Genomic DNA, 12,669 nt, shown 5'->3' on the forward strand with positions numbered 1-12,669 from the left:
GCACTGAAGACCGGTCTCGGGGTCGCGTCGCTGGACAACGGCACCCCCGGTGACGGGTTCGACACCCTCACCGCCGCCCAGGCCCGGCGCCTGGCGTGCAACGCCCGGATCATCCCCGCCGTGCTCGGCACCCACTCCGAGATCCTCGACCTCGGCCGCGGCGCCCGGCTGTTCACCAAAGCCCAACGTCGGGCCCTGTTGCTACGGGACAAGACATGCCGCGCCGAAGGATGCACGATCCCCGGCACCTGGACCGAAGCCCACCACCTCATCCCGTGGTCACACGGCGGCGCGACCGATCTCGACAACGCACTGTTGCTCTGCTCACGGCACCACCACCGAGCCCACGACGACACCTACGACATGACCCGACTCGCCTCCGGCGACTACCGCTTCCACCGACGGAGGTAGGCATGCCGACGCCGAGACACCGTTACACAGGGCTGGCGGTTCGTTCAGAGCTGGCGGATCACCCTCGCCGGGTTGCCCACGGCCAGCACGTTCGCGGGCAGGTCACTGGCGACCACTGCACCTGCGCCGACGACGGTGTTCTCCCCGATGGTGACGCCGGGACACACGATCACGCCTCCCCCGAGCCAGACGTTGTCGCCGATCGTGATGGGTGCGCCGCCTTCCCACTTCGCGCGCCGTCGTTCGGCGTCCAACGGATGGGTCGGGGTGAGAAGTTGGACGTTGGGGCCGATCTGCACGTCGGAACCAATCGTGATGGGCGCGATGTCCAACGCGACGAGGCCGAAGTTCACGAAGGTGCGGTCACCGATCGAGATGTGGGTGCCCAGGTCGACCCGCATCGGCGGACGGATCACGACGCCCTCCCCCACCGATCCCAGCATGCTGACCAGCAACGCGTGCCGGGCCGCCGGATCACCGGAGGGCGAGGAGTTGTAGCCGGAGGCCTTGGCGGCGGCGGTGTCGGTCAGCTGGTCGACGAGTTCGTCCGCGACGTACTCCTCACCGGCGAGAAGGCGGTCGAGCATGGGCGACGTCGCGGTGGAGTCCATGTCGCCACGCTAACGGCCGCGACCCACCCGGAGTCCTGGGCGCTGACGGATCACTCAGTGCGGGCGGATCAGTCAGAGCGGGCGGACGACTCAGAGCTGGCGGATCACCTTGGCCGGGTTGCCCACGGTGAGCACGCCCTCCGGCACGTCGGTAGCGACCACGGAGCCGGCGCCGACCACCGATCCGGAGCCGACGGTGACGCCCGGGCAGATGATCACGCCGGGGCCCAGCACCACGTCGTCGCCGATTGTGATCGGGGCCGCGCCCTCCCACCGCTCCCGGCGCTTCTCCACGTCGAGGGGGTGCACGGCCGTGACGAGCTGGACGTTGGGACCGACCTGGACCCGGGCACCGATCCGGATCGGTGCCCGGTCCGCTGCCACGAGGTTGGCGTGCACCACGGTGCCTGCGCCCAGGTGCAGGTTGCTGCCCAGGTCGACGTGGAGGGGCGCACGCACCTCCACGCCCTCACCCAGGGTGCCGACGAGGTCGGCCAGGAGCGCACGGCGCGCCTCCTCGTCCTCCACGGGGCTCGCGTTGAAGCGCGCGGCGCGTTGCTGCCCCCGCGCGAGGGCGGCACGCACGGTGCCGTCGACGACGTAGGGCTGACCGGCGACCATCCGGTCACGCATCGTGGGGATCAGGGGACGGGTCCGGGAGTCAGGCACGAGCCTCACTCTGCCCGGTCGGTCGCGGCGGTCGCCGTCCAGGCCTCCACCTCGGCGCGCAAGTCACGCTTCAGCGCGTCGGGCGCGAAGGAGGCGTCGACCGCGGCCAGGGCCAGGTCGGCCACACCCCGCTCGTCCAGCCCGAGCAGGTCCGCGGCGATCTCGTACTCGGCGTTGAGCGTGGTGCCGAACATGGGCGGGTCGTCGGAGTTGATCGTGACCACCACCGCCGCGTCACGGAAGGTCGCGAGAGGGTGCTCGGCCAGGGACCCCACCGCACGGGTCGCGACGTTCGACGACGGACAGACCTCCAGCGGGATGCCTCGCTCCGCCAGGTGGGTCAGCAGCTCCGGGTCCTGCGCCGCGGTGGTGCCGTGGCCGATCCGTTCGGCGCCCAGGAGGTCCAGGGCGTCCCACACGGTCTGCGGCCCCGTCGTCTCCCCGGCGTGGGGCACCGAACGCAGGCCGGCTGCGCGCGCGGCGTCGAAGTGGGGCTGGAACTGCGGGCGGGGCACCCCTACCTCAGGACCGCCCAACCCGAAGCCGACCAGTCCCTCGGGGGCGTGGTCGAGGGCGAAGCGCAGAGTCTCCTCCGCAGCGGGCAGGCCGGACTCCCCCGGGATGTCGTAGATCCACTGCAGGGTGATGCCGAAGTCCCTCTGCGCGGCGACGCGGGCGTCCTCGATGGCCTCGGTGTAGGCCTCGATCGCCATCCCCCGCCCGGGGTCGTGCGGCAGCACCGAGGTGTAGGGCGTGCAGGTCAGCTCGGCGTAGCGCACCTGCTGCCCCACGGCGAGCTCGCGCGCGACCTCGTAGGTGAGCAGACGGATGTCCTCCGGCTCCTTCAGCAGGTCGACCACCGCCAGGTAGACCTCGATGAAGTGCGCGAAGTCGCGGAACTCGTAGAAGCGCCGCAACTCCTCCGGATCGCTCGGCACGTTGCCCGGGTGCCGAGCCGCGAGCTCGGCAACGATCCGCTCCGAGGCCGAGCCGACGTGGTGCACGTGCAGCTCGGCCTTGGGCAGCCCGGCGATGAAGTCGCCCAGCCGGCGGTCGGGGTGGTCCATCCGTGTGCTCCTCACCTGAAGGCTGTCACCTGAAGGCTGTCATCTGAAGTACAGCGCCACGGCGAACGGGATCGCCGCGACCAGCAGCCACGGTGTCAGCACACGCAACTCGTTGAGCACCCGCACCCCGATGATCGAGAGCAGGGAGACGATGGTGGAGATCGTCGTCAGGACCCAGAAGGCGTCGGGACGCCCCAGGGTGACGGCCAGGATCAGCAGCCCGCCCACGAAGTGCAACGCCGTGGTGAGCACCAGCGCGGAGACGATCCACCGCTGCACCCGCACGACGTGCATCAGTCGTCACTCTCCTCGGGCAGCGCCTGGCTCAGCTCGGCGATGCGGGCCGCGGCGGCGTCCGGCTCGAGCTGCTCGTCGTCGATGAAGATCGTCGGCGTGCCCCTCAGGCCCCGCTTCTCCGACTCCTGGGTCGCTCGCTTGAGCCACTCCACGTAGGAGCCATCCTCGACCGCCTCGCGGATCTCCGACTCCTCCGCCCCGGACTCGACGGCCAGGTCGATCAGCCAGTCGTTGTCGGGGTAGCCGCCCTGACCCTCGCTGGGCTGCTGGGCGAAGAGGTTGCGGTTGTACTCGGCGGCGACCTCCGGCCCGGCCGTGTCGAGCACCGCGGCGACGGCGTTGCCGGCCCGCTCGGAGTAGTCGCCGTAACGGTCCAGGATGACCACCGGGTAGTACGTGACACGCGCCGCACCGGCCTCGGCCAGGGCGACCAGCGACGGGTCGACGGCTGCCTCGAAGCTCGCGCAGGCCGGGCAGAGGTAGTCGGCGTAGATGTCGATCTGGGTCTCGGCGTCGTCCTCCCCGATGGAGAAGCCGTAGGTGTCCGTGGCGTTGGCGGGCTCGAGCGCCGGCGCGGAGGTGCGGTTGACCTGGAAGAGGACGCCACCCACGATCAGCGCGAGCACGGCGGCGACGACGCCTCCGACGATCAGGCGTTCCCGGCGCTTGCGACGGGCGGCCTCTGCCTTCGCGGCCGCGGCCTGACGGGCCGCCTTCTCCCGTCGGGCCTCGCGCTTGGCCTCCGTGCTCGCCTTCTGCTCAGCCCGGCTGCCCGGCATGTTCTTCTTGGGGGCGTTCTTCGCCATCCTCGTTCCTTTCCGGTGCCCGCTCGGACGAGCGGAAGAGCAGGTTGTCCACGGCCAGCCGGGTCCGCGGTCGCCAGACCAGCCAGGCCGACGCCAGCAGGAGCCCCACGTCGCGCGCGATCTCCTTGGGGTAGTCCTCCATGGCGCCCTCCTTGGCGCCTCCCCCGCCGAAGCAGCCGCAGTCGATCTCGATGCCGCGCATCCAGACCGAGGCGATGCCGACGATGAAGACCGCGAAGAGCACCGCGGAGGCCAGGCCGGCCCATCGCGTGAGCACGCCGAGGATGAGCATCACGCCGACGACGACCTCGACGATCGGCAGCAGGTGGCCGACCAGCGGGACGACCGCCTCAGGCAGGGCCTGGTAGGCGCGGACGGCGCTGATGCTCTCGTAGGGATCGGGCAGCTTGATGGCGCCGGCGACCACCCACACACCGCCCGTCACCAGACGGGCGAGGGTTCCGATCCAGGGGAGTGCCCCCTGCGGCGCGCGGGACGGTTGCACGTTCCCCACCCTAGGGCAGCAAGGGTCGGCACCACCGGGGTCTGCCCACGTACGTCACGCACCTCACACCGGCGGCCGGTGACGTCGGCGGCGGCGAGTAGTGTGATTGCCCGTGAACGACCGACTGGTGTGGATCGACTGCGAGATGACCGGCCTCGACCTCGAGAACGACGCCCTGATCGAGGTGGCGGCCCTCGTGACGGACTTCGAGCTCAACGTGCTCGGCGAGGGGGTCGACGTCATCATCAAGCCCCCTGCGGAGGCTCTCGACCAGATGATCGACTTCGTGCGGACCATGCACGAGACCTCGGGGCTCCTCGAGCAGCTCGAGTCCGGCACCACGATGGCCGACGCCGAGGCGCAGGTGCTGGCGTACGTCCGTGAGCACTGCCCCGACGGCAGCCGACCGCCGCTCGCCGGCAACACGATCGGCACCGACCGCGCCTTCCTCGCGCGTGACATGCCCGCTCTCGAAGGCCACCTGCACTACCGCAACATCGACGTCTCCTCGATCAAGGAGCTGTCGAAGCGCTGGTTCCCCCGCGCCTACTTCCAGGCGCCGGAGAAGCGCGGCAACCACCGGGCGCTCGCCGACATCCAGGAGAGCATCGAGGAGCTGCGCTACTACCGGGAAGCGGTCTTCGTCGCTCCCCCCGGTCCGGACTCCGCGACCGCGAAGGAGATCGCGCACCGGCACGCCGGCGCGCTGACCGGGCTCGCGTCACCCCCCGATTCCGCGTCGCGCGCCTGAGTCCTCTATGCTTCTCAGCGACTTGTCCAACAGGTCGCCATGGTGGGTGTAGCTCAGCTGGTAGAGCGTCGCGTTGTGGTCGCGGATGTCGCGGGTTCGAGCCCCGTCACTCACCCCAGTCAGCAGGAGCCCCCGGTCGATGACCGGGGGCTCCTGCTGGCGTCGGGGGTGCTCACCCCGTGGGGCGCGGCGCCTCCTGCGGGGCGGCGAGCTCGACCAGGGGGACGCCGGCCTGCTCCACCACCGCCAGAGAGCTCTCCAGCGGGAGCCTGATCTCGAAGGTGGTGCCGGCGTCGACCGTCGAGTCGACCCCGATGCTGCCGCCGTGGGAGTGAACTACGGCGCTCGCGATGGAGAGCCCGAGCCCGCTTCCCTGGGTGGCGCGTTCGCGGGCCGCGTTGGCCCGGAAGAAGCGCTCGAAGAGACCGCCGACCTCCTCGGGCGGGATGCCGATCCCGGTGTCGGCGACCGTCAGCACCGCGTCACGGTCGTCGACGACGAGGTCGACCGTGATGCGTCCGGGCACGTCGGTGAACTTGACCGCGTTGTCCAGCAGGTTGAGCACGACCCGGGTCAACCGGTCGGCGTCACCGATGATCCGCACAGGTTGCTCCGGGAGGGCAGTGCGCACCTCGAGGCCACTGTCGGCCAGCGGAGGCGTGACCCGCGCCAAGGCATCCCCGACGACGTCACGCAGGTCGAGGCGGCCGGCGTCCACGGCCAGCGCATCGCCCTGGATCTGGGAGAGCACCAGGAGGTCGTCGATCAGGGCGAGCAGGCGACGGGAGTTGCCCCGCACCCGCGCCAACGCCCGGAGCTGGTCACTCTCGAGAGGACCGAACCCGCCCTCCTCGAGCACCTCCAGGTAGCCGAGGATCGCGGTGATCGGGGTCCTGAGCTCGTGGCTCACCCCGGAGACCAGGGCGTCCTTGACGTGGTCGATCTCCTTGAGGTTCTCGACCGCGACCCGTTCGGCGGCCAACGCCTCCTCGAGGGCGAGCTCACGCTTCACCCGGTCGGTGACGTCCTCGGCCGTGCTGACGTAGCCCACCAGCTTGCCGTCGGCCCGGCGGATGGCGGTGATGGAGAACTGCAGCGTGAGCGGTGAACCGTCCTTGTGCAGGAACTCCACGTCGACACTCTCGGCATGACCCGTGGCCAGCTCGTGGGCGACCGCCGCGAAGGCAGCTCTCGTGCCCAGCATGTCGGCCAGACGGACGATCTCGGCGACGCTGATGAGCTGGCTGGGCGAGCGTCCGTGCAGCTCGGCGGCCGAGTAGCCGAAGAGCTCCTCGGCTCCCGGGTTGAAGAGGTCGATGTGTCCCCGGGCGTCGGTGCCGATGATCGCCACCGCTGCACTGGAGACCAGCTGGCGCACCCGGGCCTGCTCCTGGCGCGCCAACCAGGACTGGCGCCGCTGGACGCCCACTGCCAGGGAGAAGGGGATCGTGGTCAGGGCACATGCGGCGACGAAGAGCGCCAACGCCATCGTGGTCAGCTCCGCCCGGGCCAACGACATGGAGGCGTCGACGGCGAAGGGCCCCAGGCCGCGCACCGTCATCGTGTGGGCGATGGTGGCCACGACGAGCAGCTGCACCAACGTCTCGCGCATCGGTGCGCGCAGCGCCGACCACCCCAGGAAGGGGATGACGCAGAAGAGGATGCCGGGCCCCAGGTCCAGCGGCAGGAAGGCGAAGACCGTGAAGGTCACGGTGCACCACCACTGGATCACCCGCTCGGTGAGCGGCGCGACGCCGGGGAAACGGGGCCGCCCCATGAAGTGCGGCAGCAGCACCATGTAGGTGGCGAAGTGGGCCAGGCCCACGCCGCCCACCGCGATCCACCACTGCACGTGGTCGGTGAGCACGGCCACCACGCCGGTCATTCCCGCGGCCAGGGCGGCACCCACGAAGGAGTGGGAGACGAAGCGGCGCAGGTCGTCCTCGGTCAGCAGCACAGCGCGACGGCGAGCCCCCTGCCCCACGCCGTGGGCGACGTACGCCGATCCGACGGCAGCCGCGAGAGCCCATCCGAGGGCGACCACGAAGGGACGGTCGTGCACGAGGTACTGCGCCGTGGTCACTGCGACGGTGCCCACGAAGAAGTAGCCGCGGGCCCACCGCGGCACGAAGAGCCAGGCACCGGCGAGCAGACCCACCGGAAACGCCTCGGTCACCAGCAGCGGCGTGGGCTGCACGTGCACCAGGTAGACGGAGATGACCACGGTGCACAGCACCAGCAGGGCGAAGGCAAGACGCGGCCGTGCCGTCATCGCGCCACCCCTCCCTGGGTCTCCCGGTGGTGAGCCCCTCCGACCTGCCACCTCGGTCATTGTGCGTCGGCGCCGGGGCGCTCCGGGGTCAACTGACCCAGGCGCGGCCGACCGACGGAGCAGATGACCCGAAGTGACTAGCCCCGGATCGACGATGGGTTGACTCCCGCGACCGGCCGGCCGGCCGACTGACCGACCGGGCGGGCCCGATTTTGGTGGCCAGATCCCCCGGTGCTAATCTTTCTTCTCGTTGCCCGGCAGGCCGGGCGACGGGCGCCATTAGCTCAATTGGCAGAGCAGCTGACTCTTAATCAGCGGGTTCGGGGTTCGAGTCCCTGATGGCGTACAGCACAGAAGGCCCGACCTCACCGGTCGGGCCTTCTGCTTTGTTCCACGCAGGAAGGCTCGCTGTCCCATGCCCTGTCTCACGCCCCGCGGCCGTGCGTGTTCCACGCCACGTCGCCAGTGACAGTCGCCCCGTTCGCCCACATGACGTCGCCGTTTCGGGCCACAATGGCCGTCGCGTCCGGGTCTCGGACGCCGACCAGTCAGGGAGGAAGTCGGATGTCGGGAGCAGGACGGCCCCTGCTGCTGCTCGTCGGGCTCCTCCTGCTGGGCGTCCTGGCCGACGGGGCCAACGCGCCGGGGGCCTCAGGTCTGGGCCTCTTCCCGCTGGGCGGTCTGGCCCTGGTGCTGCTGCACTGCCCCGAACCGCTGCGGCCGGCCGTGGGCGCCCTCTCGGGCGTCGCCACGGCCTCCCTCCTCTGGCAGCTGGGCACCTCCCCCGTCCTCTCCGTGGCCTTCGCGGGCTCGGGAGTCGCCGCCGCCGTGCTGGCGTTGCGCGTGGTCCGAGCCTCTGACGGGCCGCTCCAGATGCGGACCGAGCGCGACCTGCTGCGCGTGATCCTGGCCGCCAACCTGGGCGGACTCCTCGTCGGTGTCACCGCGGGTCTCGCAGCAGCCGTCGTGGGGATCGACGAGGTGGCTGCCCTGACGCTCGGCGCATTCGTCAACATGACGGCCTCGCTGGTCCTCTTCCTCCCCCTCGCGACCCACGGCCTGGAGGCCCCCTCCCTGGCGCAGTGGTCCGAGCGGGTCACGCAGTGGGTCTGCCTGGTCCTCGCCACCGTCGCCGTCTTCTCGACACCCTGGACGACGGAGTTCCCCTACGTGGTGCTGGTCCTCCTCATGTGGGCCGGCCTGCGCCTCTCCCTCCTCGAGACCCTCATCCAGCTGGTCGTCGTGCGCGTGATCGTCACCTTCTTCACCGCGCAGAACATCGGGCCCTACGTCGGCGCCACGCACAACCGCACGCTTCCGCCCGACCTGGAGATGGTCTACGTCCAGATCTTCCTGATCACCTCCTCGGTGGCAGTGGTGGCGCTCAACATCAGCAGCGCCCGCGCGCGAGCGGAAAGCCAGCGAGAGGCCGTCGCGGAGGCTGACGCCGTCGCGGAGACCAAGCTCAACACGGTCTTCGAGGCGTTGGAGGCGGAGCGCTCGGCCCTGGAGGAGATGCGCGAGGTCGACCGGGTCAAGGACGCGTTCGTCTCCACGGTGAGCCACGAGCTGCGGACCCCGATCACCAACATCATCGGCTACACCGAGATGCTCGAGGACGGCGACTTCGGACGCCTGAGCCCCGACCAGAGCGAGGCCACCATCCGCATCGGCGACAACGGCCGCCGACTGCTCGCCCTGATCAACGACCTGCTCGACCTCTCGGCGCTGCGCTCGGCGAAGATGGAGATCTCCCGGGCGCCGGTCGACCTTGTGAAGGTGGTGCGGGCCGGCGAGCAGGCCATCCTCCCCCGGTTGCGGACCGCCGAGGTCAGCCTGGAGATGGACGTGCCGTCGGTGCCGGTGGTCATCAGCGGCGAGGCCGAGAAGCTCGAGCGCGTCGTGGTCAACCTGATGTCCAACGCCGTGAAGTTCACCCCTCCGCTCGGCCGGGTGACGGTGCGGCTGTGGCAGGAGGCCCGCTGGGCGATCATCGAGGTCGCCGACACCGGCTACGGCATCCCGGAGAAGGACCTCAACCGGCTCTTCTCCCAGTTCTTCCGTTCCTCGGTCTCGCAGGAGAAGCACATCCAGGGCACCGGCCTGGGGCTCTCCATCGTGCGCTCCATCGTCGAGGGCCACGGCGGACAGATCGAGGTCACCTCGACGGTCAACGTCGGCACGACGTTCTGGGTCTACCTGCCGGTCTGAGCTGCAGGGCCAGACACCACCGGGGGCTGACTCAGAGGTAGAGACCAGTCGAGCCACCCTCGAGGCGCTCGGAGGCCACGGCGTGCACGTCGCGCTCGCGCATGACGACGTAGGTCTCGCCGTGCACCTCGACCTCGGCCTTGTCCTCGGGGTCGAAGAGCACCCGGTCGCCCGCCTGCACAGCCCTCGCCTGAGGACCCACCGCCACCACGCGCGACCAGGCCAGCCGGCGCGCGCCCATCGCCGCCGTTGCGGGGATCACGATCCCACCCGACGAACGACGTTCACCCGCCTGCTCGTCGAGCTGCACCAGCACCCGGTCATGGAGCATCTTGACCGGGGCCTTGAACCCCGACCCGTGGTCGGCGGCTCCCTGCGAGGCGGGCTCAGTCACGGGCGATCTTGCGCACCACCGCGAAGAGCACCACGAAGCCGGCCACGCCCGCGGCGACCTTCAGGATGTTGTCGGTGCGCGGCGCACCGGTGTCGAGGTCGACGAAGTGCGACTTGAGCGTGGTGACCTCACGGCTGACGATGGTCTTCGGGTGCACGCGGTAGAGCAACTGGTCCAACGTGTCGGTCAGTCGGTCCCGAGCCTGCTCGATCTCCCGCTCCAGGGCGGCAACGTCATTGGTCACTCCGGCAGGTTACCAACCCGCGCGAGCCCGGGGCGGGGCAGGCGGATGCCGAGACGCCGGGTGCTGCTTGGGTAACGTCGGCGTCGACCACCCGACCCGAGCCGACCACTTCTCGAGCCGACCACCCTCGAGCCACGCTCGATCCACCCCGGAGGAACTCCCGTGAGCCACCGCCTCTCCCCCGGCGACACCGCCCCCGCCTTCACGTTGACCTCCGACACCGGCGAGCAGGTCTCGTTGGCCGACTTCTCCGGCCGTCGCGTGATCGTCTACTTCTACCCCGCGGCGATGACGCCCGGTTGCACCAAGCAGGCGTGCGACTTCACCGACTCCCTCGACGCGCTGCAGGCGGCCGGCTACGAGGTCATCGGGATCTCGCCCGACAAGCCGGAGAAGCTGGCGAAGTTCCGCGAGCGCGACCAGTTGACGATCACCCTGCTCTCCGACCCGGAGAAGGAGACCCTCACCGCCTACGGCGCCTTCGGCGAGAAGAAGCTCTACGGCAAGGTCGTCCAGGGCGTCATCCGCTCGACCGTGGTGGTCGGGCCCGACGGCACCGTCGAGGTCGCGCAGTACAACGTGAAGGCGACCGGCCACGTCGCCAAGCTGCGCCGCGACCTCGCGCTCGACTGACCCGCCCCCGGTCGCCTCAGGCGACGTCGCGGCGCAGCGTCGTGACGCGACCCAGCAGCGCGAAGGCCACGGCGTACGCGAGGAGCACGAGGCCACCGGCCCACCGCGAGAGCAGGTCCGCGCCACCGATGGCCGTGTAGATGCTCGCCCCGACGAGCGCCTCCGCGGCCGCCCCCGGCAGGTAGAGCGAGACCTGTGAGGCCACGTCGCCGAGCGCGGCGAGGCCCAGGCGCAGGAGCGGCTCGAGCAGCTGGGTGAAGGCCAGGATGATCACGATCGAGGCAACCTGGTTGGGCACCAGCGCACCGAACCCGACCCCGACCATGCCCCACAGGGCGAGCGCCAGCACCGTCAGGCCGAGCGTCTCCCACGCCTTCAGGGTGTCGAGGTAGGTCGGGGTGTCGGTGAGGAGGGAGACGCCGGCGCCGGCCAGCGTCACCCCCGCCACGCTGCAGAGCCCCAGCACCGCCCCGAAGCCCGCCTGGACCGCGATCTTCGCCAGCAGCAGCCGGCTGCGGCTGGGGTCGACCAGCAGGCTCTGGGTCAAGGTGCCGTGCCGGTACTCGCCGGTGATGGCGAGCGCACCCAGCACCAGCGGGAAGACGTAGCCCATCGACGCGGGCAGGCCGTAGATCGACATCGTCATCGCCTCGGACGACAGTCCCTCGGCGGCCAGGCCGCCCTCCTCGACCGGCACCGAGACGCCGAAGGCCATCACGGCCCCCATGAACGCCAGGTAGAGGAAGGCGCCGCCCGCCAAGATCCACCACAACGGGGTGGAGGTGACCTTGCGCAGCTCGACGCGGAGCGCCGCCCGGATGTGCCCGCTCATGCCGCAGCCTCCCCGTTGTTGTTGCCCTTGTCGCCCGGTTGGCCCGCGTCCTGCTCACCGCGGGCGACGAACTCGAAGAAGGTCTGCTCCAGGTTGGCCTCGACCGCGGTGAGCTCGTGCAGCTCGAGGCCTGCGGCGAAGGCGGCGGCGCCGACCTCGGCCGCGCTCGCCCCCCGCACCCGCAGGACGTCGTTGGCGCGTTCGACCCTCCAGCCCAGGCGTTCGGCCGCCGCACCCAGCGCCGCCGGGTCGGGTCCGCTGACCCGCACGTGGGAGTCGGAGAGGTGCACCATCTCGGTGAGGCTGGAGGCGTGCACGAGGCGCCCGTTGGCGATCACCACGACGTCGTCGACGCTCGCCTGCACCTCGGCCAGCACGTGGCTCGAGACCAGGACCGTGCGCCCCTGGCCGGCGAGGAAGCGCAGCAGGTCGCGCAGCCAGATGATGCCCGCGGGGTCGAGGCCGTTGGCGGGCTCGTCGAGCACCAGCACACCGGGGTCGGCCAGCAGGGTGCCGGCCAGCGCGAGGCGCTGCCTCATGCCGAGGGAGAAGCCACCGACCTTGCGCTCGGCCGCGTCCGCGAGACCGACCTGACCGATCACCTCGTCGATCCGGGCGTCACCCACCCCGAGGTGCGGCGCGAGCGTACGCAGGTGGGCGCGCGCCGTGCGGCCGGGGTGGAAGTTCGCCTCCAGCGACGCTCCGACCACCCGGCCCGGGTTCGGGTGCTCGACGTAGGGGCGTCCGCCCACCAGCGCCACGCCGGAGTCGGGCCGCACCAGGCCCAGCAGCATCCGCAGCGTGGTCGTCTTGCCGGACCCGTTGGGACCGAGGAAGCCGGTGACGCGGCCGGGCGCCACGTCGAACGTGAGGTCGTCCACCGCCCTCACCGCACCGAAGGTCTTGGTCAGGCCGCGGATCTCGATCGAGGTCCCGTTGGCGGGGTGTGGGTCTCGCATACCTACA

At 70.6% G+C, this 12,669-nt stretch carries 16 protein-coding genes and 2 tRNA genes; 7 read left to right on the forward strand and 11 right to left on the reverse strand.

Going from position 1 to position 12,669, the window contains the following annotated elements; genetic code table 11:
* On the forward strand, positions 1-411 hold a 411-nt coding region (locus IEQ44_RS03540; RefSeq protein WP_193637069.1), incomplete at its 5' end, for an HNH endonuclease signature motif containing protein.
* Between the two features lie 44 nt (positions 412-455).
* Here the strand turns inward: IEQ44_RS03540 and IEQ44_RS03545 are convergent.
* The 6 genes from IEQ44_RS03545 to IEQ44_RS03570 all read right to left on the reverse strand — a co-directional run bounded on the left by IEQ44_RS03545 (position 456) and on the right by IEQ44_RS03570 (position 4,366).
* Positions 456-1,022: a sugar O-acetyltransferase gene (locus IEQ44_RS03545; RefSeq protein ID WP_193637070.1), complete on the reverse strand. Its 567-nt coding sequence runs from the start codon at positions 1,020-1,022 to the stop codon at positions 456-458.
* A gap of 90 nt (positions 1,023-1,112) precedes the next feature.
* A complete protein-coding gene (locus IEQ44_RS03550; protein ID WP_319804468.1) occupies positions 1,113-1,691 on the reverse strand; it encodes a sugar O-acetyltransferase in 579 nt (192 codons plus the stop codon).
* A gap of 5 nt (positions 1,692-1,696) precedes the next feature.
* On the reverse strand, positions 1,697-2,758 hold the full coding sequence (locus IEQ44_RS03555) for an adenosine deaminase (protein ID WP_193637071.1): 1,062 nt from the start codon (positions 2,756-2,758) through the stop codon (positions 1,697-1,699).
* 39 nt (positions 2,759-2,797) lie between these two features.
* On the reverse strand, positions 2,798-3,052 hold the full coding sequence (locus IEQ44_RS03560; RefSeq protein ID WP_193637072.1) for a hypothetical protein: 255 nt from the start codon (positions 3,050-3,052) through the stop codon (positions 2,798-2,800).
* Positions 3,052-3,861, reverse strand: coding sequence for a DsbA family protein (locus IEQ44_RS03565; RefSeq protein ID WP_193637073.1), 810 nt, complete (start codon positions 3,859-3,861; stop codon positions 3,052-3,054). Before IEQ44_RS03565 ends, IEQ44_RS03560 begins: the two co-directional genes overlap by 1 nt.
* Entirely contained in the window at positions 3,815-4,366 is a 552-nt protein-coding gene (locus tag IEQ44_RS03570) for a MauE/DoxX family redox-associated membrane protein (protein WP_193637074.1), read from the reverse strand. The genes IEQ44_RS03565 and IEQ44_RS03570 overlap by 47 nt, the downstream gene beginning before the upstream one ends.
* A gap of 112 nt (positions 4,367-4,478) precedes the next feature.
* Here IEQ44_RS03570 and orn point away from each other — a divergent pair, with 112 nt between their 5' ends.
* Entirely contained in the window at positions 4,479-5,117 is a 639-nt protein-coding gene (gene orn / locus IEQ44_RS03575) for an oligoribonuclease (RefSeq protein ID WP_193637075.1), read from the forward strand.
* A 42-nt stretch (positions 5,118-5,159) separates the two neighbouring features.
* Positions 5,160-5,235 (forward strand) — tRNA-His (locus IEQ44_RS03580).
* Positions 5,236-5,289: 54 nt separating this feature from the next.
* On the opposite strand, the gene IEQ44_RS03585 is transcribed toward IEQ44_RS03580, so the two are convergent.
* Positions 5,290-7,389, reverse strand: coding sequence for an ATP-binding protein (locus IEQ44_RS03585; RefSeq protein WP_193637076.1), 2,100 nt, complete (start codon positions 7,387-7,389; stop codon positions 5,290-5,292).
* On the opposite strand from IEQ44_RS03585, the gene IEQ44_RS03590 reads away from it, so the two are divergent.
* The 3 genes from IEQ44_RS03590 (at position 7,380) to IEQ44_RS03600 (ending at position 9,600) form a co-directional block, all read left to right on the forward strand.
* A complete protein-coding gene (locus IEQ44_RS03590) occupies positions 7,380-7,526 on the forward strand; it encodes a hypothetical protein (protein WP_193637077.1) in 147 nt (48 codons plus the stop codon). The genes IEQ44_RS03585 and IEQ44_RS03590 overlap by 10 nt on opposite strands.
* A gap of 136 nt (positions 7,527-7,662) precedes the next feature.
* Positions 7,663-7,735 (forward strand) — tRNA-Lys (locus tag IEQ44_RS03595).
* A gap of 218 nt (positions 7,736-7,953) precedes the next feature.
* Entirely contained in the window at positions 7,954-9,600 is a 1,647-nt protein-coding gene (locus IEQ44_RS03600) for a sensor histidine kinase (RefSeq protein ID WP_193637078.1), read from the forward strand.
* Between the two features lie 31 nt (positions 9,601-9,631).
* On the opposite strand, the gene IEQ44_RS03605 is transcribed toward IEQ44_RS03600, so the two are convergent.
* Together IEQ44_RS03605 and IEQ44_RS03610 are read right to left on the reverse strand one after the other, a co-directional pair.
* Positions 9,632-9,931 carry a GroES family chaperonin gene (locus IEQ44_RS03605; RefSeq protein ID WP_193637305.1) on the reverse strand — a complete coding sequence of 100 codons (300 nt, stop codon included), beginning with the start codon at positions 9,929-9,931 and terminating at the stop codon, positions 9,632-9,634.
* A gap of 55 nt (positions 9,932-9,986) precedes the next feature.
* A complete protein-coding gene (locus tag IEQ44_RS03610) occupies positions 9,987-10,238 on the reverse strand; it encodes a DUF3618 domain-containing protein (protein ID WP_193637079.1) in 252 nt (83 codons plus the stop codon).
* Positions 10,239-10,400: 162 nt separating this feature from the next.
* Between IEQ44_RS03610 and bcp the strand changes: the two genes are divergently transcribed.
* On the forward strand, positions 10,401-10,871 hold the full coding sequence (gene bcp, locus IEQ44_RS03615; RefSeq protein WP_193637080.1) for a thioredoxin-dependent thiol peroxidase: 471 nt from the start codon (positions 10,401-10,403) through the stop codon (positions 10,869-10,871).
* Between the two features lie 16 nt (positions 10,872-10,887).
* Here bcp and IEQ44_RS03620 read toward each other — a convergent pair whose 3' ends face one another.
* Complete coding sequence (locus IEQ44_RS03620; protein ID WP_227486881.1) at positions 10,888-11,703, reverse strand: ABC transporter permease; 816 nt, start codon at positions 11,701-11,703, stop codon at positions 10,888-10,890.
* Entirely contained in the window at positions 11,700-12,662 is a 963-nt protein-coding gene (locus IEQ44_RS03625; RefSeq protein ID WP_193637081.1) for an ATP-binding cassette domain-containing protein, read from the reverse strand. Before IEQ44_RS03625 ends, IEQ44_RS03620 begins: the two co-directional genes overlap by 4 nt.
* Positions 12,663-12,669: the final 7 nt, after the last annotated feature.

Origin of the sequence: Nocardioides malaquae (genome assembly GCF_015070385.1) — a bacterium.
Lineage (GTDB): Bacteria > Actinomycetota > Actinomycetes > Propionibacteriales > Nocardioidaceae > Nocardioides > Nocardioides malaquae.

What these genes read in the sequence shown, in the direction of transcription:
- IEQ44_RS03555 (WP_193637071.1), bottom strand. Translation starts at nt 2,758, where the DNA reads ATGGACCACCCCGACCGCCGGCTGGGCGACTTCATCGCCGGGCTGCCC.
- IEQ44_RS03545 (WP_193637070.1), bottom strand. Translation starts at nt 1,022, where the DNA reads ATGGACTCCACCGCGACGTCGCCCATGCTCGACCGCCTTCTCGCCGGT.
- IEQ44_RS03620 (WP_227486881.1), bottom strand. Translation starts at nt 11,703, where the DNA reads ATGAGCGGGCACATCCGGGCGGCGCTCCGCGTCGAGCTGCGCAAGGTC.
- IEQ44_RS03560 (WP_193637072.1), bottom strand. Translation starts at nt 3,052, where the DNA reads ATGCACGTCGTGCGGGTGCAGCGGTGGATCGTCTCCGCGCTGGTGCTC.
- IEQ44_RS03625 (WP_193637081.1), bottom strand. Translation starts at nt 12,662, where the DNA reads ATGCGAGACCCACACCCCGCCAACGGGACCTCGATCGAGATCCGCGGC.
- IEQ44_RS03565 (WP_193637073.1), bottom strand. Translation starts at nt 3,861, where the DNA reads ATGGCGAAGAACGCCCCCAAGAAGAACATGCCGGGCAGCCGGGCTGAG.
- IEQ44_RS03605 (WP_193637305.1), bottom strand. Translation starts at nt 9,931, where the DNA reads ATGCTCCATGACCGGGTGCTGGTGCAGCTCGACGAGCAGGCGGGTGAA.
- IEQ44_RS03585 (WP_193637076.1), bottom strand. Translation starts at nt 7,389, where the DNA reads ATGACGGCACGGCCGCGTCTTGCCTTCGCCCTGCTGGTGCTGTGCACC.
- IEQ44_RS03600 (WP_193637078.1), top strand. Translation starts at nt 7,954, where the DNA reads ATGTCGGGAGCAGGACGGCCCCTGCTGCTGCTCGTCGGGCTCCTCCTG.